Origin of the sequence: Parazoarcus communis SWub3 = DSM 12120 (assembly GCF_003226565.1) — a bacterium.
Taxonomy (GTDB): Bacteria; Pseudomonadota; Gammaproteobacteria; order Burkholderiales; family Rhodocyclaceae; genus Parazoarcus; species Parazoarcus communis.
The window spans coordinates 43,616-64,458 of record NZ_QKOE01000001.1; the positions used below are offsets into that span (position 1 = coordinate 43,616).

The following is a 20,843-nucleotide window of genomic DNA, read 5'->3' on the forward strand; positions in this document are numbered from 1 at the left end:
GTGGCCCCCTCAGGCGTGCTGCGAACTGACCGACAGCACTTCACCCGTCATGTACGACGCGTAGTCGCTGGCGAGGAAGACCATCACGTTGGCCACTTCCCACACTTCGGCGGCGCGACCGAAGGCCTCGCGGCTGGCAAGCTGGGCGAGCAGTTCCTCGCTGGACGCCTTCTTCAGGAATTCGTGCAGCGCGATCGACGGTGAAACTGCGTTGATGCGTACGCCGTGCTCGGCCGCCTCGACCGCCGAGCAGCGCGTCAGCGCCATCACCCCGGCCTTGGCTGCGGCGTAGTGGGCCTGACCCTTCTGCGCGCGCCAGCCGAGCACCGAGGCGTTGTTGACGATGGCGCCGCGACCACGCTTTTCCATGTGCGGCAGCATCGCGCGCGTCATACGGAAAGTGCCGGTGAGCGTGATGTCGAGCACCCGGCTCCACTCGTCGTCGGTCATCTCGGTGACACGCTTCTCGCCGCCCAGGCCGGCGTTGTTGATCAGCACGTCGACGCCGCCGAGCTTGTCCTCGGCCGCGGCGACCAGGGCCTGCACTTCCTCTTCATGGGTGACGTTGCACAGTTGGCCCCAGACGTTCTGCAGTCCGGTGTCGGCCTTGAGCCTGGCGACCGCCTCTTCCAGCCGGCGCGGATGGATGTCGGAGATCATCAAGGCGCGGCAACCTTCTTCAGCGCACTTGCGCGCAGCGGCAAAACCGATGCCGGCGCCCGCAGCGGCGGTGATCAGGACGGACTTGCCAGCCAGCAACTGGTGACCAGGGACGTAGGCGGGGGCTTCTTTCACGGCATGAACCTCGAAGGGTGGAGATGCCGTCATTTATAGGAGGGTTGCGAGCGGGCAGCATCGTCAAAACGGACGGGGCCGCAAATGCGCGCCACATTCCCGATCGGGAAATCCCCCATCCTGCTGCGGCTTTCTCATGTCGAGTCCGCCACTTGGGATCTGATTCGTCGCGAGCAGTCACACGCAGCACAAACCCAGCCGATCCGCGCCGCACAGCTCCATATGACGTTCACTCAGCTGACACGCGCGGGATGGAAAGCGCAGGGCGCACCCAGGATGTCGCGCCAGGTCGGTGGTTCACGGCCGTCCTCGTCGCGCACGCCGTAGTGCTGCGCAAGTTCGGCAACGATCTGCGTGCGTCCGGAGCGCGCGGCCAGCTCCGGGTCGCGCCAAAGCGCGTTGTTGACAAGGATGTCGAGCCGGCCGTGTTCGTTCGCGATACGCGCGAACAGCGCCTTGACCTGCGCGTCGTCGGCATGGTCACACTGCACCGCAATACCTTGCCCACCTGCGGCGGTGACCGCGGCAGCAGCATCGTGAATGGTGCCGTGCAGTGGCGTGTCGCCGATACACGATGCACCATCAGTGGTGCTGCGCCCAGTCACGTAAACCGTCATGCCGGCCGCGCCGAGGGCTTCGGCCACGCCCCGGCCCACGCCGCGGCTGGCGCCAGTAACAACTGCAATGCCGGTCGATGCAGATGTGCTCATCGGGACGCCCTCATGGAACACCGGACTCGGACGTGCCACGACGGCGCATGCGCGACGATCAAGCTCACGCCAGCGCTGGCGGCCGGCGGTTGGCCCACGGTGCGGCCTGCTCGAGCTGCGCGGCCAGCGCGATCAAGCGCGCCTCGCCACCGTAAGGCGCGGCGAACTGCACGCCGATCGGCAGCCCTTCGGCGCTCCAGTGCAGCGGCACCGACATGGCCGGCAGGCCGGTCATGTTGAACATCGAGGTGAAGGCCGAGGCCAGCACCGCCCTGCGGGCGAAGTCCTCGAAGGGCTGGTCGAGCGAGAGTTCGCCCAGCTTGGGCGGCAGCGCGGCGGTAGTGGGCGACAGGATCAGGTCGTAGCGCGTGAACAACTCGTCCAGTACACGGCCGCCGTGGTCGAACACGTTGCGAGCCTTGAGAATCTGCTCAGCGGTGTAGGACTTGGCCTTCTGCAGGCTTTGCCAGTCGATCGGCTCGAATTCGTCCTCGCGCGCTTCACGGCCGGTCGCCTTTTCACGCTCGCGCACGGAGTGGAGCATGCCGCTGGCGGTGACAACGCCCATGCTGCCCGCCATCTCCAGAAAGGGCAGTGCCGACAGGTCGATCGGCTCGACGTGGTGGCCCAGCCCGACGCACAAGGTGGCGGCCTTGTTGGACGCGTCCAGGCAGGCCGGATGCACTCCCGCACCGAACAGATTGGTCTGGAACAGGCCGATCTTCAGCCCGCGCGGCGCCCGCTGTAGCGCCGCGAGCAGGTCGGCGGTAGGCGGCAGCGTGCGCGCGCCCGCCTCCGCACCCTGGCTGAGCTGCATCAGCAAGGCCGTGTCACGCACGCTGCGGCTGATCACGTTGTGGACTGACAGTCCAAGCCAGCCTTCGAGCGATTTCGGCCCCATCGGGATCAGGCCACGGCTGGGCTTGAGGCCGAACAGACCGCAGTGCGACGCCGGGATGCGGATCGAGCCGCCGCCGTCGCTGGCATGGGCCACCGGCAGCACGCCCGCAGCCACCGCCGCCGAGGCGCCCCCCGAGGAGCCGCCCGAGCTGCGCGCCAAGTCCCAGGGGTTACGGGTGGCACCGAACAGACGCGATTCGGTCGTGCCAGTCTGGCCGAATTCCGGCGAAGCAAGCTTGGCGAAGATGTTGAGGCCTGCCGCCTGGTAGCGCTGCACCAGCGTGGAGTCGTGGTCGGCGACGGCGTCCTTGAAGAAAGCACAGCCGTTGGTGGTGACCGTACCCTTGAGTGCGATGCCAAGATCCTTCAATGCGAACGGCACGCCGGACAAGGCCGGGCGCGCCTCGCGCGCTGCCGAACCCGCTCCGTCGAGCGCACGCGCAGCCTCACGTGCCAGGTCGAAGTGCGGCACAGTGACCGCGTTGATCGCACCATAGGCCTCGGCGCGGGCAATCGCCGCCTCGAGTACCTCGCCCGGTCTGACGTCGCCACGACGGATGCGCAACGCGATCTCGGTCGCATCCCAGTGCTCGTAATCGGGCAGCGGCAAGGCAGCAGGCCTGGCCGCCGCCGGTAGCGCGCCAACCAGGCCCATGGAGGCCACACCGCCGAGCACGGCACCCGTCTTCAGAAAGTCACGACGTTCCTGCCCCACCGCCTGTTCGTTCATTTCAAGTCCCCCATACCTTTTGCGCAGGCACGGCCTGTTGCATCAGTTCATCGACGGTGGCGCCGGCCTCCAGCGGTGTCAGGCGCGCGCCCTTGTCCTTCTGCGGACCCGTGCGCCAACCGTCGCATACCGAGATGCGTCCGCCCTGGCTCTCGAACACCTGACCGGTGACATGCGAGGACGCCTCGCTGCCCAGCCATACCACCAAAGGTGCAACGTTCTCCGCAGCCCAGGCGTCGAAACCGGTTTCCGGCGCCTTGACCACGTCGGGCATTGCACTCTCGGTCATCGAGGTACGTGCGGCTGGCGCCAGCGCGTTGGCGGTGACGCCGTAGCGCGCCAGTTCCGCCGCCTGCACCAGGGTCAGCGCGGCGATGCCGCCCTTGGCCGCCGAATAGTTCGACTGTCCGACCGAGCCCTGCAGGCCGGCACCGGAGCTGGTATTGATGATACGCGCGGCGATCTTGTTGCCGGCCTTGGCCTGGTCACGCCAACGCTTGCCAAGGATACTGGCCAGACAGAAATGGCCTTTCAGATGCACCCGCATGACCTGGTCCCAATCCTCCTCGGACAAGCTGATGAACATGCGGTCACGCAGGATGCCGGCGTTATTCACCAGCACATGCACTTCGCCGAAAGCCGCCAACGCAGTGTCAACAATCTGCTGAGCCGTTTCGGTGCGGGTGATGTCATCGGCGTTGGCAATGGCCTGACCACCTGTGGCGACGATCTCGGCCACGACGGCATCAGCCGCTTCCTTGCGGATGTCGTTGACCACCACGTTCGCACCCTCGGCTGCGAAAGCCAGCGCATAGGCGCGACCCAGGCCGCCGCCGGCGCCGGTGATGATGACGGTGCGTCCTTCACAAATACCCATGAACCTTCTCCAGAAATAGTGTGGCCTGAGGGGGTGCAGACGGCGTTGCGAGCAGCACGAGGTCGTGACGAGAGGTGCAGCCGTACTGAAGTACGGCGAGCATCACAGTCGCGGGATCGGATTGCGCAGTCGCCGAATGCGCCGCCTCACAGGCGTTCAATGATGGTGACGTTGGCCTGGCCGCCGCCTTCGCACATGGTCTGCAGGCCATAACGGCCGCCGCTGCGCTCCAGCTCGTGCAGCAGCGTGGTCATCAGGCGGGCGCCGGTGGCGCCGAGCGGATGGCCGAGCGCGATGGCGCCACCATTGGGATTCATGCACGCAGGGTCGAAGTTCAGCTCCTTCTGCCACGCCATGACCACCGAGGCGAAGGCCTCGTTGATCTCGACCACATCGATGTCGCTCATGCGCATGCCGGCTTTCCTGAGTGCGGCGCGGGTCGCGGGGATCGGCGCAGTCAGGTGCCAGATGGGGTCGTCGCCCATCACCGACAGGTGGTGGATGCGCGCGCGTGGAGTCAGGTTGTAGCGCTTGAGTGCAGCCTCGGACACCACCAGCAGCGCTGCCGAAGCATCGCATGTCTGGCTCGACACCGCTGCGGTGATCGACGGGTACTCGGGGCCGACCGGCTCCAGCTCTGCCATCTTCTCGAGCGTGGACACACGCGGCGTCTCGTCCTTCGTCACGCCCTCCAGACCGACGATCTCGCGCTCGAAGCGGCCTTCGGCGATGGCGGCCAGCGCACGGCGGTGGCTCTCGAGCGCATAGACCTCCATGTCATGGCGGCTGCACTGCCAGTGGTCGGCAATACGCTGGGCAGAGTAGAACTGATTGACCGGCTGGTCGCCGAAGCGCGCCTTCCAGCCCTTGCTGCCGGAGAACGGGTCGGGAAAGCCGAGCGGCTGACCCGCGAGCATGGCGGACGAGATCGGGATCTGGGTCATGGTCTGCACCCCGCCCACGGCGACCACATCCTGCGTGCCGCTCATCACTGCCTGAGCGGCAAAGTGCACCGCCTGCTGCGAGGATCCGCACTGGCGGTCCACCGTGGTGCCGGGCACATTGAGCGGCAGACCGGCAGCCAGCCAGGCCGTACGGGCGATGTCGCCGGCCTGCGAGCCGATGGTGTCGACACAGCCAAAAATCACATCATCATATTCGTCAGCAGGAATGGCGTTGCGCTCGACCAGCGCCTTCAGCACATGCGCGCCGAGGTCGATGGCGTGCACATGGGACAGACCGCCCTTGCGCTTGCCGGTGGGGCTGCGCAGGGCATCGACAATATAGGCTTCAGCCATGTTCATTCCTCGAAAGTGTGGCCGGGGCCGAGGGCGGCACCGTCGGCCAGGATCGCGTCGGCAACGCGGGCCTTGTGGAAGCCGCGATCACCCCAGGCAGCATCCAGCGCCCACGCACGCTTCATGAACATCTGCAGATCGACTTCCCAGGTGTAACCCATGGCGCCATGTACCTGAATGCCGTGACGCGCGGCCTGCCACGCAGCGTCCCCGCAGATCAGCTTGGCGTGTGACACCCGGGCGTCGGCACCCGCCTCGCCATGGGCGAGCGCGTAGGCGGCGCGGTACAGCACCGGCTTGGCAAACTCGACCTTTGTAGCCACATCGGCCAGGTGATGCTTGACTGCCTGGAAGCTGCCGATCGGCTTGCCAAACTGTTTGCGCTGGGCCACGTAATCGACCGACAGATCGAGCATCCGCTGCGCCAGGCCAAGCAACTGGCCGGCAGTCGACAAGGCACCGCGGTTGAGGGTCTGCGCCCAAAGTGCACGGCCGGCTTCACCTTCGGCGATCAGCGTGGACGCCGCCGGCGCCCACCGCACCCTGGCCAGACGGCGCGACAGGTCGATGCTGGCATTGGACTCAACCTCGACCTGCTCACGCGGTACCGCGTGCACTTCATCGCCATGGGCGAGCAGCAGCAGGTTGGCCGGGTTGGCATCGGCCACAAGCGGGTTGACCGGATGCCCGACCGCAATGCGGATGCTGCCGTCGGCAATGCGACCGAGCCAGTCTTCGCGCGACGCTGTGCCGGCCGGCAGCGCGGCGATAAGGCCGGCGGCAACGTAGGCGGCATCGGCAAGCGAGTCCGGGATGGCGTAGTAACCCAGCTCCTGCGTCATCAGCGCCCAGGCGACATCGTCCATCCCCAGACCACCACAGTCCTCCGGCACCGACAGGGCAGTCAGGCCCTGTTCGGCAATGTTCTTGCGCAGTTCAGGCGAGCGCCCGGTATCGGTCTCCCAGATCTCGCGCAGGCGCTCGGGTGCCGCCTCGGTCATCAGGAAGCGGCTCACCGCCTCGCGGAAGGTGAGCTGGTCATCGGTAAAGGTAAAATCCATGGCCGCCCCCTCCTTATTTCGGCAGGCCGAGCATGCGCTCGGCAATGATGTTGCGCTGGATCTCATTGGTGCCGGCATAGATCGGCCCTGCCTGTGCAAACAGGAAGCCGTCCAGCCAGCGCGCCGCCTCGACAGCCGCCGGCGCATCGCCGGTCAGTTCGCCCAAGGGACCGAGGATGCGCATGGCGGTTTCGTGCATCTTCAGATCGAGTTCGGACCAGTAGATCTTGTTGGTACTGGCCTCGGCGCCGATGCGGGCACCTTTGGCCAGGCGGCCGACGGTGTGATACGCCGACAGCGCATAGGCTTCGGCACCGGTCCAGGCCTCCAGCACCGCGTCACGGATCCCGGGGTCACGGTCTGCGACATCGCGGTGAGACTTGTAGAGCTCGACCAGGCGCCGTGCGGTATATTGGAAACGGGCCGGCGAGCGCAGCAGCAGACCGCGCTCGAAGCCGGCGGTAGCCATCGCCACATGCCAGCCCTGACCTTCGTCACCAATGCGGTTGTCTACCGGAACCTTGACATCGTCAAAGAACACCTCGGCAAAAGCCTGCTTGCCGTTGAGCGCCTGGATCGGGCGGATGGTCACGCCCGGTGCGTCCAGCGGCACCGCCAGGTAAGACAAGCCGTGGTGACGGCTCGAAGCCGGATCGCTGCGGAACAGCCCGAACAGCCAGTCGGCAAAGATGGCACGGGTGGACCAGGTCTTCTGGCCGTTGACGACGTAGTGGCTGCCATCCGCCGACAGAATGGCCTTGCTGGTGATCGCGGCCATGTCGGAACCGGCGTTCGGCTCCGACCAGCCCTGTGCCCACATGTCCTCGCTGGATGCCATGCGCGGCAGGAAACGGGCTTTCTGCGACTCGGAGCCGAACTCGATCAGCGTGGGGCCAAGCAACAACTGCCCGTTCTGATTGACGCGCATCGGCGCGCCCGCACCGTAGTACTCCTCTTCGAAGATCAACCATTCGATCAGGTCGCAACCGCGACCGCCCAGTGCTTCGGGCCAGATCACCATCGACAGGCGCGCGTCAAACAGTTTGCGCTCCCATTCGCGGTGCTGCTCGAACCCCTCACGGGTGTCGTAGCTGGCCAGGGGCTCCGCTGGCAGGTTGGCTGTGAGCCAGGCGCGCACTTCGGCGCGAAAGGCTTTCTGTCGTGGGGTATAGGCGAGATCCATGATGTCCTCAGAACGTGGCTTCGCGTTTCTCGACAAAGGCGCGACGGGTTTCTGCCGAGTCCGGGCTGGTGTAGGCCTGCAGCGTGAAGCCCTGCTCCCAGCGGTACTTGTCTTCCAGATTGCCGTCCTCGATGCCGTTCAGCGCCTCCTTGGCAATGCGGATCATTGCCGGGCTCTTGGCCGCAATCCTGCGGGCAATATCGAGAGCGGCCTCGCGCAATTCCGCCTTGGGCACGATGCGCTCGATGAAGCCGTAGCGTTCGGCCTCGCGGGCGCCGATCTTTTCTCCTGTAAAGAACAGATAGCGCACCTTCTGCACCGGAAACAGGCGCTGCAGGTGGGCGCCGCCGCCCATGGCGCCGCGATCCACCTCGGGCAGCGCAAAGGTGGCACAGTCCGCGGCCACCACGATATCGGCCGCGCCGGTGATGCCGATGCCACCACCGAGGACGAAACCGTGCACCGCGACAATGACCGGTACCGGGTTGCGATGCACCGCCTTGAAGGTGGCATAGTTGCCGGCATTGACCGCAACGATGCGATCCGGATGCGCGTCCAGCTCCTTGATGTCGACCCCGGCGCAGAAGCCGCGCCCCTCGGCCCGGATCACGATCACCCGGACCTCGGGGTCGCGCCCAAGCGCGTCGATGCGACTGGCCAGCGCGAACCATTCGCTGCTGTCGAGCGCATTGACTGGCGGCTTGTTGATGACGACCTCGGCGATACCGCCTTCGATGCTGGTATGAAATGCCTGGCTCACGTTATCGGGCTCCCTTGGGGTTTGGTCTGTTCGTTCTGGTATCTGACCGTGCGCTCAGGCCACGGCCTGGATGTCCTTGCAGGCATCCGGTGCTGCCACACCCAGGCGGGCATACAGCGCCGCGAGGCAGTCCTCGGCTTCAGCTGCGATGCCATGGATCACGTCCTCGCAACTCTCGAGGGCGCCAATCGCCGCTGCCACCTGACCACTGGGCAGGATGCCCTCGTCCGGCCGCCCCTCCACCATCGAGCGTTGCAGCAACACCGGCTGGTTGGCCGACATCACCGTCTGCGACACCGCCCCCGGGTCTTCCTTCAAGGCCTGGCGGAATACGCTCAACATGTGGCCAAGGCTCATGCCGGTCTGCTGTTTCCACTGCCACGCGCTCCTCAGCGCAATGATCAGCCGCCCCATCGGACTGGCGGACTCGAGCCGGTTGATGAAGGGGTTCTCGATCATGCGGTGGCGCATGCCGTCGACCGCCAGCGTGACCCGCACCTTCTGCGGATCATCGACCTTGACGTAGTGCGCCAGCGTGCTTGCCGGCGTGGGCGAATCGGTCGTCATCAGGAAGCGCGTTCCCATCGCAATGCCCGCCGCACCGGCAGCCAGGGCGGCCGCCAGGCCACGTCCGGTGGAGTAGCCCCCCGCCGCGATCACCGGCACCTTCACCGCCGCCAGCACCTGCGGCAGCAAGATGGTGGTCGGCACGCCGCCGGTATGGCCACCGCCCTCACCACCCTGGATGGTGATCATGTCGGCACCCAGCTCAACCGCCTTCACCGCGTGCTTGAGCGCACCCACCGTCGGGATGCACAGCACGCCAGCGTCCTTGAAGCGGGCGATGGTTTTCTTGTCCGGCCCCCGGCCGTAGCTCACGGCTCGCAGCTTGTACTGAATGGCCAGGTCGACACACTGTGCGGCGTTTTCCTGGAACATGTGGAAGTTGAGACCAAAGTTGCTGCCGCCGGTGGCGGAAATCACCTTCCGGATCTCGCCTTCAAGCTTGTCGGCATCAATCGTTGCGCCGGCCAGGAAGCCGAATCCTCCCGCCTTGGTCGTTGCAATCACGAGATTCGCATCGGCCACCCAGCCCATCGCCGTCTGGATGATTGGGTAGCGGCAGCCCAGCCGCTCGGTCAACGGTGTGCGCAACAGCGCGGAGAAGTCCCTGCGGTCTGCGATCTCGCTCATGCCTGGCCCCCACCGGCAGCGGCCTTGTTGGCACTGACCATGGCTTTTGCGTCATACCCCCCCAGCTTGTCACCCGACAACAGCTCGTTATGGGTGTGGGCGAAGTGGTGCCAGGCGAACACCGCATCCATCGCCGTGCGCTTGCCCTGCAGGTCCTCGACATGGTTGATCGCCTGCTTGGTCAGCGCCAGTCCCATGCGCGGCTGCTGCGCGACCCGGGCGGCGAGCGCGTAGGTTTCGGCTTCGAGCCGGTCGCGCGGCACCACCCGATTGACCATGCCCATCTGGTAGGCCCGCTCCGCGCCCATACGGTCGCCGGTCATCAGGAACTCCTTGGCAATGCGCGGATTCAGCTCGTACGGATGGGCAAAGTACTCCACACCAGGAATGCCCATGCGCACCACCGGATCCTGAAAGAACGCGTCGTCGCTGGCAACGATCAGGTCACACACCCAGGCCAGCATCAAGCCACCCGCAACACAGGCCCCCTGCACCATGGCGATCGTCGGTTTGGGCAGTTCGCGCCAGCGGCGGCACATGTTCAGGTACACCTCCTGCTCGCGTGCGTACAAGTACTCACCGCCAGGCTTGTTGGTGTGATCCCACCACAGGTGCACCCGGTCGAAAGGCTTGTTGATGTCACGCCCTGGCGTGCCGATGTCATGCCCGGCGGAAAAGTGCCTGCCATCGCCACGCAGCACGATGACCTTGACCGCATCGTCGTCCACCGCACGGCGGAAAGCGGCGTCCAGTGCATAGGTCATCTGCGAGTTCTGTGCATTGTTGAACTCGGTACGGCTCATCGTCACCGTGGCGATACCATCGGCCACGGCGTACTTTACGGGCGCATCGGTCTCATATACCGCGTTGTCGGGACGGCTGACATAGTTCTGGTCGAGGGCGTTCATGTACGTGTTCCTTGCCGGAATCAGACCGGGACCCGGATGCCCGGCGGGTTGCCCTTGACCTGAGCACCACGCAGATCGTGCGGATCAAGACGGCGGATGATGTCGAGTTGCGCGGCGGTCGGGTGCGGGGTCTCTCCCATGTCCGCTGCCTTCAGCAGCGGAAACCCGGTCTTGTCCTGAACTTCGTCGAAACTCACCCCAGGGTGCAGCGAACGCACCCGGATGGCGTGATCCGGACCTTCGAAATCCATCACGCACAGGTCGGTGACGATGCGCCGGATGCTCATGAAATCCTGACGCATGCCCGGTTCCCAGCGCGCCGGGTTGAAGCCGACGCCCGACACCATGTCCACTTCGCCCTCAACAAACACGCGCTTGCTGTGGTTGGGCACAAAGAAGGAATTGATGTGGTTGATGCTGTTGCCCGGCAAGCCGCGCACCCCCAGGATGGCGGCCCTGGGCTTGCGGTAATCGCCCACCACCGACAGATTGGTCTGACCGAAGCGGTCGATCTGGGTCGGGCCGATCATGGCGTGACGGCGACCGCCCCACACACACTCGAACACGCGCTCGAAAGACATGTAGCCGGAATACTTCGGCACATGGTCGCCGCGCGGGCCGAGCGGAATCGGCTCCTCGACGAGGAAGCACTCGCTGTCGGTCATCAGCAGCTCGGGGGCATAGGTCAGCTTGGCCAGACTGGCACCCAGGCGTGGAATCACGCCGATGCCGGACGCCAGTACCTCGCCGTCGCCGCGCCAGGCTTCCGAGGCCGCGACGATCATCAGCTCGGCCAGGGTGAATTCAGTATTGTTGCTCATGCCGCTCGCGCTCCTCAAAACACCGGCAGGGGCAGCGTGCCCATGCGTTCGATACCGCCGTTCTTGCCCTGGTAGGCAGCCTCGCCCGGGGTGACGAACTCGTCCATGTAGGCTTGCCAGCCACCGTCTTCCGCCGCGCTGGCGACGTAGCGCTTGAAGTGGGCCATGTCCCAGCCGTACTCGGGCGCGCAGGTGGTCGGGTGAGCACCGCAGGGCGCATGCACCACGCCCTTCACCAGATAACGCTCGAAGGTGTTGAAGCGGGCCTGGTCGGGCGTGAGCGCGAGGCGCTCCTCGACGCGCTCGGCCGACACGTAGCAGGCATCCGCCGCACGCGCGACCAAGTGATCGAAATACGGGTCCCCACCCTGGATCAGGGTATTGCCGAGTGAGTCGGCGACATTGACATGCACCAGCGCAACGTCGAGCTTCAGGGCCGGCATCGCCAGCAACACCTCGCCGTCGGCATAGGGCGACTGGATGGTCTTCAGCTCGGGATTGAGCTTGGTGACATCGGTCGCCAGACCGCAGCGCGTCGGCAGGAAAGGCACGCGCATGCCGGCGGCACGCAAGCCCCATTGCCACATCCCCTCGTCGAGCTCCATCAGCTCCAGTGCGCCGGCTTCACGCACCTTGCGATACCAGGGTTCGAGCGGAATCGCATCGAGGGTGGCGAAACCGAAGATCAGCTTCTTCACCTTGCCGGCGGCACACAGCATGCCCACATCCGGGCCGCCATAGGACACCACGGTGAGGTCCTTCACGTCCGACCGCAGGATTTCGCGCACGATTGCCATCGGCTTGCGCCGCGGCCCCCAGCCACCGAAGCCGATGGTCATGCCATCGCGCAATTGGGCAACCACCTCGGCGGTCGTCATCAGTTTGTTCATGGATGCTTTCCTGTTGCTGGCTGCGCTCACGCAGCCTGTTCCTGCTGGCCCACGCCGAAGTCGTGACCCCAGATGCTGACGCGGGTAAATTCGAAGGCGTTGTGGCGTGACCAGTCGAGTTGCAGGCCGCCATAGCCATATTCGAGATCGAAACCGGAAGGAGTCTTCATGTAGAAGGAGATCATCCGGTCGTTCAGATGCTGGCCCAGCGTGGCCGACAGCGGCACCTTGTGTTCGATGCGACGATCATGGGCACGGCCAACCTCGGTCATCGAATCGACCTCGACCATCACATGCACGCAGCCGCTCGGCACCGGATACTCGGCAATCGCCAGACTGTGGTGGCGCGCGTTGTTGCAATGCATGAAGTGGATGCGGATCGGCGGCGCCGACGGGTCGGGGCGAAAATTGAAGATATCCGACAAACCAAAACCCAGCACATCGCGGAAGAAGGCAGCAGTCGCATCGAAGTTGGGCGCCGGCATCACCGTATGTCCCAGGCCCATCTCACCGGTCAGGAAACGCGGCACCCCTTGCGGCGACACGAAGGGCTGACAGTCGGACAGATGCCCCCAGCAAAGCTCGTGACGGTTACCCGACGGGTCCATCACCACCGCCACGGCCTGCATGCCACGCTGCATCACGGTCGCGGCATCGGCCAGCTCGTAGCCCACGCCCTTGGCCTCAAGTTCGGTCAGCGCAGCCTTGAAGGCCCCTTCACTCGCCAACTCCCAGCCAGAGGCGAAATAACGGCGCTCGCTTCCCGGCACCACGAGGATGCGGAAGGGACGTTCGTCCATCTTGATGTACAGACCACCACCGGGGGCCGGCGCCGTCATCATGCCAAGCACCGCCTCGGCGTAGTGCTTCCACTCGGCGATGTCGTCGATCTGGGTAACGAAGTAGGCCAAACCGCGAATGTCGATCATCGTGCTTGCTCCCTGAAAAGGTTTCCTGCGATGGAAGCATTGTGCGAAGAGCGGGCGACCACATCATCGTCCGTTGAGACTACGCAGGATGGGCAGCAGCACGGACAAAAAAATGGCCACCGGCCCTTTCGGGTGGTGGCCTGCAAGGAGAGGAGGGAGAACCATGCAATGACTTGCATGTACAACAACTACGCACTACGAAAACTGAGGCGACCCGCGACGGGTCGCGTGCCGGCGATCACATGTACAGGATCACCAGGTCGTTGATGACCGATGGCCGCTCGCTGCCGACCACATGGGTCACGATTTCCATCGTCAGCTGCATGCCCTTGGGCAGCTTTTCCACCGCCTTGACGCGGGTACGCGCATGAATGCGCGAGCCCGCGGGCACCGGTGCCGGGAAACGCAGGCGGTCGGAGCCGTAATTGACCATGTTGTTGAAGCCGACGACCTCATAGTCGAGCGGGATGCGCAGACGCGACTGCAGCACCTGCACCAGGGCACCGTGGGCAATGGTGCCGCCGAATGGGCTTTGCTTGCGTGCGCGCTCGGGATCGGTGTGGATCCAGTAATCATCCCCCGACAGCTTGGCGAATTCGTCGATCAGCGCCTGATCGACGACGATCTGGTTGCTCCAGGCCGAGTAGGCCTCGCTCACCAGCGACTTCATCGCCGCCTCGTCGTCAAAGCGTACCTGGCGCCTGTCGGCCACCTCGGCCGCACTCGCCGCCGCTTCAGCGGCCGCAGCCAATGCCGCAGGAGTGCTGTCGATGCGCTCGGCCATGTCCTTGCCTGCTGCGGTAAAGCGCAACAGGGTCGTGCCGTCGGCACTCACGGTGTCGAACACCGGCTTCACCCGCATGTCGACCTTGATCTCGGATTCATCCACGCCGATCAGGGTGGTGTTGATGCGCACGCCCTCATCGAGTTCGACCACAGCCATCTTCTGCGGCATCTCGTCGGCAAAGTCGGGCAGCGTCGGGACGCGGGTGAGCGTGTAGGTGTAGAGCGTGCCCGTACCCTTGACTTCCTTCCACGCCAGGTCCTGTGACCAGCACTTGTCGCAATGGCGGCGGGGAAAGAAAACCCAGTGGCCGCAGGACTTGCATTGCGGAATCGTGAGGCGGCCCGCCTTGAGGCCGTTCCAATACGGCGCCGAAATCTCGGTCGGTGTCGGCAGCGGTTTGTTGGTCGACATGCTCGTCATGCTCCCTGGAGAATCAGTGCACCCTGCTCGCTCATCACGCCGCCGGTGCCGGAAACGAACACGGTGTCGCAGCGCTTGAGTTGACGCTCGCCAGCGCGGCCGGAAATCTGATGGAAGGCCTCGATGACCTGCGACATGCCGCCGGCGGTGCCGCTCTGGCCGAAGCTCAACTGCCCGCCGTGGGTGTTCATCGGGAAGTTGCCCTTGTAGGTCAGGTCATGCTCGCGCACCCAGCGCATACCCTCGCCCTTGGGGGCAAAACCGGCATCTTCCAGCGTCAGCAGCACCGTGATGGTGTAGCAGTCGTAGAGCTGTGCAGCCTGAATGTCGCTGCGCTTGATACCCGCCATTGCGAAGGCGCGCTCGGCCGCGGGGCCGATCGGGGTATCCGTCATCTCGTTCGCGTAGGTCGGCGACTTGAAATACAGGTGCTCGCCAAAGCCGGTGATACAGGCGCCACGGTTCCTTGCGCGCGCTGCCACCTCCTTCGAGGCGACGATCACCGCCGCGCCGCCGGCCACCGGCATCACGATCTCGAGCACGCGCAGCGGCTCGGCCACCATCTTGCTGGCAAGCACGTCCTCGATGGACAGCGGTTTGCCGAAGAAGCTGGCGTCCGGGTTGGCGAGCGCGTTGGTGCGCTGGTCGACCGCGATCTTGGCCATCGCCACCGGGTCATAGCCGTACTTGGCCGCGTAGCGCTGGGCAATCATTGCATAGCCGGTATTCTGGCCCATGTGACCATAGGGCAGATCGAACTCCGCCTCGGGCGCGCCGAAGGCAGTACTGTGGCCGCCAAAGCGCATCGCCCGCGCCATCCAGCTCGGATCTTCATCGGGACCAAAGGGCGCCATGCGTGCAGGAATCACACACAACACCGCCTGGCACAGGCCCATCTCGACTGCCATCGCCGCACGCCACACCGCCGCCACCGACGAGCACCCGCCCAGATCGACGACTTCGGCAAAGTTGAGTGACAGACCGAGGTATTCAGCCGCCATCGCCGGCACAAAAACCTGCGCCTCGTGAAACTGCGGGCCATGGATGACCAGGCCGTCGATGTCGGCGGCCTTCAACCCAGCGTCTGCCAGCGCGCGGCCGGCCAGGTCAGCCACCTGCTCGAGATGAAACATCCGCGGCGCGGTCGCGTACTTCTCCGGCCTGTACTGCGCGGCGCCGACGATTGCTGCGTTTCCTTTGAGACCCATGCTCCCTTACCTCGCTGATCCGGACCCAGCCCGGCCTTGTATTGGGTGTAACGATGCCACACCGCCCCAGGGACGTAATCGTTCAAATCGACTAGGCAAAACGGAGGACCCCTCCGGATGGACGATTCGGCCATCGCCCTCAACCCCAATCATGCGCAAGTCATCCCCACCCCGCAGATCACCGCACCACTGAAGGAGCCCCGGCATGCGTCGATTCCCCCTCAAACCACTACTCGCCGTACTGGCCTCCAGCAGTGTTCTTGCCGCACAGCCCCCCGCCATTGGGGCAACCGCCCTACCGCCCACTCCGCGGCTCGACACTGCCGGGGAGTGGGCCCGGCACGGGCTGGATACCGCGGAGACCCGCTTCAGCCGGTTGTCCGCGATCAACTCGAACAATGTCGGGCGACTGGGGCTGGCCTGGCATTTCCGTTTCGACCGCCCGCGCGGCGTCGAGGCCACGCCCATCATGGTCGCTGACACGCTGTATGTCAGCGGCCCATGGGGCGTGGTGTATGCGCTCGACGCGCGCAATGGCCAACTCAAGTGGCAGCACGATCCGCAGGTGCCGGCCGGCAAGGGCATGCATGCGTGCTGCGACGTGGTCAATCGCGGCGTGGCCGTGGAGGACGGGCGCGTGTTCGTCGCCACCATCGACGGCCGCCTGCAGGCGCTGGACGCGCGGAACGGCCGCCTGTTGTGGTCGACGCGAACCTTCGACTTCGACACGCCCTACACCATCACCGGGGCTCCCCGCGTGGCTCAAGGCCTGGTCGTGATTGGCAACGGCGGTGCCGAATACGGCGTACGCGGCTTCGTCTCGGCCTACGACGCGCAGACGGGCGAACTGCGCTGGCGCTTTTACACCGTGCCGGGCAACCCAGCCGACGGCCCCGATGGCACCATCTCCGACCGCCCGCTAAAGGACCTCGCACGCTCGACCTGGCGCGGCGAATGGTGGCGCTACGGTGGTGGCGGCACGGTCTGGGACTCGATGACCTGGGACCCCGAGCTCGACCTGCTCTACTTCGGCGTTGGCAACGGCTCACCCCACGACCGCGATATCCGTAGCCCTGGCGGCGGCGACAACCTCTTTCTGTCGTCGATTGTTGCGGTACGCCGCGCAACCGGCGAATACGTCTGGCACTACCAGACCACGCCCGGTGACAGCTGGGACTACACCGCCACCCAGCACATGATCCTGGCAGAACTGAAGCTTGGCAACCGCCTGCGCAAAGTGTTGATGCAGGCGCCCAAGAACGGCTTCTTCTACGTGCTCGACCGCGCCACCGGCGAACTGCTCTCTGCGGACAAATACGTGCCGGTCAACTGGGCCAGCCACGTCGACCCCGGCAGCGGCCGTCCGGTGGAAACCGAGGGCGCCCGTTACCCCACGGACCAGCCCTTCCTCGTGCAACCCTCGCAGCTGGGTGGCCACAACTGGCAGCCGATGGCCTGGAGCCCGGACACTGGCCTGGTCTACATCCCGGCGCAGGAAAACACCGGCTTCATGATGAAGGAACCGGTGTTCCGCCACGAACCCGAACGCTGGAACACCGGCGTGCTCAATCCACCGATGCCGCCCGATCCCGCCCTGCTCGAGCAGGCCAGGGCCTCGATGCGCGGCCACCTGCTGGCCTGGGATCCGGTGCGTCGCACCGCCACCTGGCGCACCCCGCATTCCGGCTCGTGGAATGGGGGCGTGCTGGCAACTGCCGGCGGCCTGGTGTTCCAGGGGGTTGGTGGCGAGGGACTGGTTGCCTTCGATGCCCGCGACGGCCGCCGCCTGTGGCAGTCGGACATCTGGCTTGACATCCTTGGCGGCCCAATCAGCTACACGCTCGACGGCGAACAGTACATCGCTGCGGCGGCCGGCTTCGGCAGCTCGATGCACATCACCTCCAGCGCCCTGCTGCCGCGCACCGGCGCCCCGGTACCCGGCGGCCTGTTCGTCTGGAAGCTGGACGGCAAGGCCGCCACGCCAGCGCCAACACATCGGCCGAGTGTGACGCCGCCGGCCGACACCGCCACGGAACCCGAGATCGGGCACGGCGCAGCCCGTTACGCGCGCTACTGCATGCAGTGTCATGGAGCCGGGGCGGTCGCCGGCGGCGGCATGCCCGACCTGCGCCAATCCCCCTACCTGAGCGAGGCCGCACTCTTCCGCCGCCCGCTTCTCGACGGCCTGCTGGCCGCACGCGGCATGCCCGGCTTCGCTGATACGCTGAAGGAGGCTGACGCGGATGCGATCCGCCACTACATCATTCGCATGGCCCACACCTTCGGCCGCCTGCCGGCGAAGGATTGAGCGCAGCAAAGAAACATGGCCCTGCCTTCGGTCTCCGAAGGCAGGGCCATGTCATTCGATCCAAGCGCCGAGGCGGTCGCTGAACATCAATCAGTGCATTGCCAGCATGACGAAAAAGCGTTCGGTCGAGACGTTTGCCGGGGAACCCGCGTCCGGACACCTCGCTTCGCCAGCGCTGCAGGCCGGAGTCTGCACCAGCGAATCCAGCACCCCGGTGTGGCCACGATCGAGCATTGCAGCAAGCGCTGCCAGGCATCCAAACACACACCCGAACAACAAGGCTTTTGTAATCATGTACTTCTCCTCCGTGCGCCACAGTTTCGCGTACGCGCTGCACGCGGCCTGCAGGAACGAGGTACGACGCCGCTTCACTGCGACTGCCGCCCAAGAGTCTCCTCCTGCACGTTGTAGAGATTGACGAAGACGCGCAAACGCAACATCGTCCAAACGGACTAAATCCAAAAAAATCGGCGCCCCACAGAGCGCCGATCGATCATCGCCTGCGACACGTCACGCAAAGGGCGGCAGCCCCGCACACTTGAGCGCCTCTGCCGAGTACGGCACATAAGTGGCCCCCGCCTCGTCGCGCACGTACAACGGATCATCGAAAGCACGGGGGTCGTAGCCTTGTCGCTGCAGGTCGACCTTGCGCAGCTTGAAGGTGGAGGTGAGGTCGGCGGCGCTTGATACGCGCACGAACTGAGGCGCCGCATACCGCGGCAGGCGAGCCTCGGTGAGCGCGTAAAACGCCTTCGGATCGAAGGCGTGGCCAGGCTGCATCACAACAGCCGCCATGCCGGCCCGCCCTTCGTGGCCCGGCACCCTCACCCCATAGATGTTGATCAGCTCCACCCCGACGAAGTCCGACAGGGCGTCGGCGACTTCGGCGGTGGAAACGTTCTCGCTCTTCCAGCGGAAGGTGTCGCCGATGCGGTCGACAAAATAGAAGTAGCCGTCATCGTCGTAGCGCAGCAGGTCGCCCGAACTCCAGTAAGCATCGCCTTCGGTGAAGACGTTACGCAGGATCTTCTTCTCGGTGGCCTCTTCCGAGGTGTAGCCCTCAAAGCGCCCGCCGCCGACCTCAGGATGATTGACGATGAAGGCGATGCCTTCACCGACCTCACCTGGCTGGCACAGGATGTATCGCCCCTGCTCGTCGCGCGGATGCGACTCGGTCTCGACGTCGTAGCGCACCAGGCGGAAGTTGGTCTTGTTCCAGTCCGGGACGCGGCCACAGGACCCGACATAGTTGTCGACGTTGATCAGCGCAGTGTTGGCCTCGGTGGAACCCCAGCCCTCGAAGATCTGGATCGGGCCAAAGCGCTCGAGCCAGCGCGCCCAGGTCTCCGCGGTGAGTCCGGCGCCAAGCATTGCGCGCAGACTGTGGTCGCGGTCGTTGGCCTGGGCAGGCGCGTTGAGCAGGTAGCGGCAGATCTCGCCAATGTACTGGAAGATGGTGATACCGTTGGCACGCACGTCGGTCCAGAACTCGCGCGTGCTGAACTTGCGTCGCACCACGATGCTGCTGCCCGCCTTGAGCGCGGTGGACGTCACCGAAGTCGCCGCCGCACCGTGGTACAGCGGCAGGCAGCAGTAGAAGACGTCATCGGGCGTCACCTCGAGGGTCACATGCATGACGTCGCCCGACGACATCCAGCGCATATGGCTGTAGCGTGCCGCCTTGGGAAGACCGGTGGTGCCCGAAGTGAAGATCAGCAGCATCGGCTCCTCGGCACGCACCTCGGCACGGCCGTCGCGCGGGAAGGCACTGCGCGCTGCGGCCTCGACCTCGGCGGTGAAATCGGCGCTCGCCAGCGCGCGATGTTCGGCAGCGGCGGGCTTCTCGGCGTCGGCAACGAGGTAAAGGGGCTGCGCCGGACGCTCGGGGGTGAGCGCGAAGTTCTCGAGGCATTCCTCGCCGAGCACGACGGCACGGGCCCGCGTCGACTCCAGCGCGTGAGCGAGCGGACGGCCACTGACCTGGGTGTTGATGACCGCGACCACCACGCCCAGCTTGGCGAGACCAAACCAGTAGAAGAAGAACTCGGGCCGGTTCTCCATCGCCAGCGCACACACATCGCCGCAGCGCAGGCCGCGCGCATGCAGGGCGTGGGCAACCTGGTTGGCGCGCGCATCCACCTCGGCGTAGCTGAAGCGACGCCCGCCGTAGATCAGGAAGTCGCGATCGCCAAATCGTGCGGCCTGCTCCTCGAGGCGATCGGCCAAGGTATGGCGGTCGGCCGGCTTGATCAGATTGGCCGCGCGCGAACGCGCGTCGAGCCTGGCCTGGGTTTCTTCGCGCGGAACCACCTTGCTGCGGGCCGCGGGCGGATTCAGAACGACGGCAGAATCGGACATGCGCCCTTCTCCATGTTGTGTTCGAGCGTTGCTGTTCGGAGATCGACCGCGCGCGTCAGCGCACGCGGATGCGGGGATCGGGAGCACCACGGCGCAGCGTGGCGAGGAAACGGTCCAGCACGGCGGGCTCCGCGACCTCGGGCAACTGATCCTTGGCCGGACGTTCGGCCCAGAATGCACGCCAGGACGGGAACAGGTCGTGGAAGCTCCCCTCGTAGGGTTCGCGCCCCGGCCAGCGCATCTTGCGATCTCCGATCGGTGGCTTGTTCAGGTCGGTCGCATACCAGTAGCACGGCAGGCGGCGGCGGAAATACCATTGCCCGTCCATTCTCTCGTAATCGTCCCAATACAACATTTGCATGATGACCCATTCCGGGCCGGTCTCGTGCTCGTTCTTCGAGTACACAACGCCGACGGCATGATCGGGGTCGGTGAACTCGATGATGTGCTGGCCCAGGTGGTGCGAAGTGCCGGAGAACTGATTGCGCAAGGTGTCGTCGACCCAGGCCTTGAGATGAGCGCGGCCCACCTTTTCGCGGCCGACGCGAATGTCCGGCGCAAAAAGGTTCACATGGGCGTCGAGGTCGCGCATGTCGAGCGACAGCGCATACCGCGCCACCAACTGGCGGATGGCCTCGGTCGATTCAAGACGGTCGATGCGGGCAAGCAGGTCGGCCTGCGGTGCGGAGGTCGTCATGCCGGCACC

19 protein-coding genes are annotated in these 20,843 nt (G+C 65.3%); 1 reads left to right on the forward strand and 18 read right to left on the reverse strand.

Annotated elements, in window-relative coordinates:
* Positions 1–9: 9 nt before the first annotated feature.
* From DNK49_RS00180 to DNK49_RS00250, 15 genes are all read right to left on the reverse strand, one after another.
* The gene (locus tag DNK49_RS00180; RefSeq protein WP_243632181.1) at positions 10–795 is read right to left on the reverse strand and encodes an SDR family oxidoreductase; all 786 of its coding nucleotides are present in this window, start codon (positions 793–795) and stop codon (positions 10–12) included.
* A 233-nt stretch (positions 796–1,028) separates the two neighbouring features.
* On the reverse strand, positions 1,029–1,505 hold the full coding sequence (locus DNK49_RS00185) for an SDR family NAD(P)-dependent oxidoreductase (RefSeq protein ID WP_110522309.1): 477 nt from the start codon (positions 1,503–1,505) through the stop codon (positions 1,029–1,031).
* 64 nt (positions 1,506–1,569) lie between these two features.
* On the reverse strand, positions 1,570–3,135 hold the full coding sequence (locus tag DNK49_RS00190) for an amidase (RefSeq protein WP_110522310.1): 1,566 nt from the start codon (positions 3,133–3,135) through the stop codon (positions 1,570–1,572).
* A gap of 1 nt (position 3,136) precedes the next feature.
* Positions 3,137–4,012, reverse strand: a complete 876-nt coding sequence (locus DNK49_RS00195) for an SDR family oxidoreductase (protein WP_110522311.1) — start codon at positions 4,010–4,012, stop codon at positions 3,137–3,139.
* Positions 4,013–4,158: 146 nt separating this feature from the next.
* The gene (locus tag DNK49_RS00200; RefSeq protein ID WP_110522312.1) at positions 4,159–5,310 is read right to left on the reverse strand and encodes an acetyl-CoA C-acetyltransferase; all 1,152 of its coding nucleotides are present in this window, start codon (positions 5,308–5,310) and stop codon (positions 4,159–4,161) included.
* A gap of 2 nt (positions 5,311–5,312) precedes the next feature.
* Complete coding sequence (locus DNK49_RS00205) at positions 5,313–6,371, reverse strand: acyl-CoA dehydrogenase family protein (protein ID WP_110522313.1); 1,059 nt, start codon at positions 6,369–6,371, stop codon at positions 5,313–5,315.
* A gap of 13 nt (positions 6,372–6,384) precedes the next feature.
* Positions 6,385–7,554, reverse strand: a complete 1,170-nt coding sequence (locus DNK49_RS00210; protein WP_110522314.1) for an acyl-CoA dehydrogenase family protein — start codon at positions 7,552–7,554, stop codon at positions 6,385–6,387.
* 7 nt (positions 7,555–7,561) lie between these two features.
* Positions 7,562–8,314 carry an enoyl-CoA hydratase family protein gene (locus DNK49_RS00215; protein ID WP_110522315.1) on the reverse strand — a complete coding sequence of 251 codons (753 nt, stop codon included), beginning with the start codon at positions 8,312–8,314 and terminating at the stop codon, positions 7,562–7,564.
* A 54-nt stretch (positions 8,315–8,368) separates the two neighbouring features.
* The gene (locus tag DNK49_RS00220; protein ID WP_110522316.1) at positions 8,369–9,508 is read right to left on the reverse strand and encodes an NAD(P)H-dependent flavin oxidoreductase; all 1,140 of its coding nucleotides are present in this window, start codon (positions 9,506–9,508) and stop codon (positions 8,369–8,371) included.
* Entirely contained in the window at positions 9,505–10,416 is a 912-nt protein-coding gene (locus tag DNK49_RS00225) for an enoyl-CoA hydratase (protein ID WP_110522317.1), read from the reverse strand. The genes DNK49_RS00220 and DNK49_RS00225 overlap by 4 nt, the downstream gene beginning before the upstream one ends.
* A 20-nt stretch (positions 10,417–10,436) precedes the next feature.
* Positions 10,437–11,237 (reverse strand): CoA-transferase subunit beta, encoded by an 801-nt coding sequence (locus tag DNK49_RS00230; protein ID WP_110522318.1) that lies wholly within the window; start codon positions 11,235–11,237, stop codon positions 10,437–10,439.
* 14 nt (positions 11,238–11,251) lie between these two features.
* On the reverse strand, positions 11,252–12,127 hold the full coding sequence (locus DNK49_RS00235) for a CoA transferase subunit A (protein ID WP_110522319.1): 876 nt from the start codon (positions 12,125–12,127) through the stop codon (positions 11,252–11,254).
* Between the two features lie 26 nt (positions 12,128–12,153).
* Positions 12,154–13,056, reverse strand: coding sequence for a VOC family protein (locus tag DNK49_RS00240; protein WP_110522320.1), 903 nt, complete (start codon positions 13,054–13,056; stop codon positions 12,154–12,156).
* Positions 13,057–13,294: 238 nt separating this feature from the next.
* Positions 13,295–14,254: a bifunctional OB-fold nucleic acid binding domain-containing protein/MaoC family dehydratase gene (locus DNK49_RS00245; RefSeq protein WP_110522929.1), complete on the reverse strand. Its 960-nt coding sequence runs from the start codon at positions 14,252–14,254 to the stop codon at positions 13,295–13,297.
* A 5-nt stretch (positions 14,255–14,259) separates the two neighbouring features.
* A complete protein-coding gene (locus tag DNK49_RS00250) occupies positions 14,260–15,471 on the reverse strand; it encodes a thiolase family protein (protein ID WP_110522321.1) in 1,212 nt (403 codons plus the stop codon).
* A 205-nt stretch (positions 15,472–15,676) separates the two neighbouring features.
* Between DNK49_RS00250 and DNK49_RS00255 the strand changes: the two genes are divergently transcribed.
* The gene (locus DNK49_RS00255) at positions 15,677–17,779 is read left to right on the forward strand and encodes a PQQ-dependent dehydrogenase, methanol/ethanol family (RefSeq protein ID WP_110522322.1); all 2,103 of its coding nucleotides are present in this window, start codon (positions 15,677–15,679) and stop codon (positions 17,777–17,779) included.
* Positions 17,780–17,869: 90 nt separating this feature from the next.
* Here the strand turns inward: DNK49_RS00255 and DNK49_RS00260 are convergent, their stop codons facing one another.
* The 3 genes from DNK49_RS00260 to DNK49_RS00270 all read right to left on the reverse strand — a co-directional run bounded on the left by DNK49_RS00260 (position 17,870) and on the right by DNK49_RS00270 (position 20,834).
* Positions 17,870–18,073, reverse strand: coding sequence for a hypothetical protein (locus DNK49_RS00260; protein ID WP_207806849.1), 204 nt, complete (start codon positions 18,071–18,073; stop codon positions 17,870–17,872).
* 216 nt (positions 18,074–18,289) lie between these two features.
* Positions 18,290–20,137, reverse strand: a complete 1,848-nt coding sequence (locus DNK49_RS00265; RefSeq protein WP_110522323.1) for a long-chain-acyl-CoA synthetase — start codon at positions 20,135–20,137, stop codon at positions 18,290–18,292.
* A 55-nt stretch (positions 20,138–20,192) separates the two neighbouring features.
* Positions 20,193–20,834: a nuclear transport factor 2 family protein gene (locus DNK49_RS00270; RefSeq protein WP_110522324.1), complete on the reverse strand. Its 642-nt coding sequence runs from the start codon at positions 20,832–20,834 to the stop codon at positions 20,193–20,195.
* Between the last annotated feature and the right edge of the window lie 9 nt (positions 20,835–20,843).

Excerpts from the sequence above, each read along its gene's own strand:
- DNK49_RS00185 (WP_110522309.1), bottom strand. The coding sequence starts at position 1,505 with ATGAGCACATCTGCATCGACCGGCATTGCAGTTGTTACTGGCGCCAGC.
- DNK49_RS00190 (WP_110522310.1), bottom strand. The coding sequence starts at position 3,135 with ATGAACGAACAGGCGGTGGGGCAGGAACGTCGTGACTTTCTGAAGACG.
- DNK49_RS00195 (WP_110522311.1), bottom strand. The coding sequence starts at position 4,012 with ATGGGTATTTGTGAAGGACGCACCGTCATCATCACCGGCGCCGGCGGC.
- DNK49_RS00200 (WP_110522312.1), bottom strand. The coding sequence starts at position 5,310 with ATGGCTGAAGCCTATATTGTCGATGCCCTGCGCAGCCCCACCGGCAAG.
- DNK49_RS00205 (WP_110522313.1), bottom strand. The coding sequence starts at position 6,371 with ATGGATTTTACCTTTACCGATGACCAGCTCACCTTCCGCGAGGCGGTG.
- DNK49_RS00210 (WP_110522314.1), bottom strand. The coding sequence starts at position 7,554 with ATGGATCTCGCCTATACCCCACGACAGAAAGCCTTTCGCGCCGAAGTG.
- DNK49_RS00220 (WP_110522316.1), bottom strand. The coding sequence starts at position 9,508 with ATGAGCGAGATCGCAGACCGCAGGGACTTCTCCGCGCTGTTGCGCACA.
- DNK49_RS00225 (WP_110522317.1), bottom strand. The coding sequence starts at position 10,416 with ATGAACGCCCTCGACCAGAACTATGTCAGCCGTCCCGACAACGCGGTA.
- DNK49_RS00230 (WP_110522318.1), bottom strand. The coding sequence starts at position 11,237 with ATGAGCAACAATACTGAATTCACCCTGGCCGAGCTGATGATCGTCGCG.
- DNK49_RS00235 (WP_110522319.1), bottom strand. The coding sequence starts at position 12,127 with ATGAACAAACTGATGACGACCGCCGAGGTGGTTGCCCAATTGCGCGAT.
- DNK49_RS00240 (WP_110522320.1), bottom strand. The coding sequence starts at position 13,056 with ATGATCGACATTCGCGGTTTGGCCTACTTCGTTACCCAGATCGACGAC.
- DNK49_RS00245 (WP_110522929.1), bottom strand. The coding sequence starts at position 14,254 with ATGTCGACCAACAAACCGCTGCCGACACCGACCGAGATTTCGGCGCCG.
- DNK49_RS00250 (WP_110522321.1), bottom strand. The coding sequence starts at position 15,471 with ATGGGTCTCAAAGGAAACGCAGCAATCGTCGGCGCCGCGCAGTACAGG.
- DNK49_RS00255 (WP_110522322.1), top strand. The coding sequence starts at position 15,677 with ATGCGTCGATTCCCCCTCAAACCACTACTCGCCGTACTGGCCTCCAGC.
- DNK49_RS00260 (WP_207806849.1), bottom strand. The coding sequence starts at position 18,073 with ATGATTACAAAAGCCTTGTTGTTCGGGTGTGTGTTTGGATGCCTGGCA.
- DNK49_RS00265 (WP_110522323.1), bottom strand. The coding sequence starts at position 20,137 with ATGTCCGATTCTGCCGTCGTTCTGAATCCGCCCGCGGCCCGCAGCAAG.
- DNK49_RS00270 (WP_110522324.1), bottom strand. The coding sequence starts at position 20,834 with ATGACGACCTCCGCACCGCAGGCCGACCTGCTTGCCCGCATCGACCGT.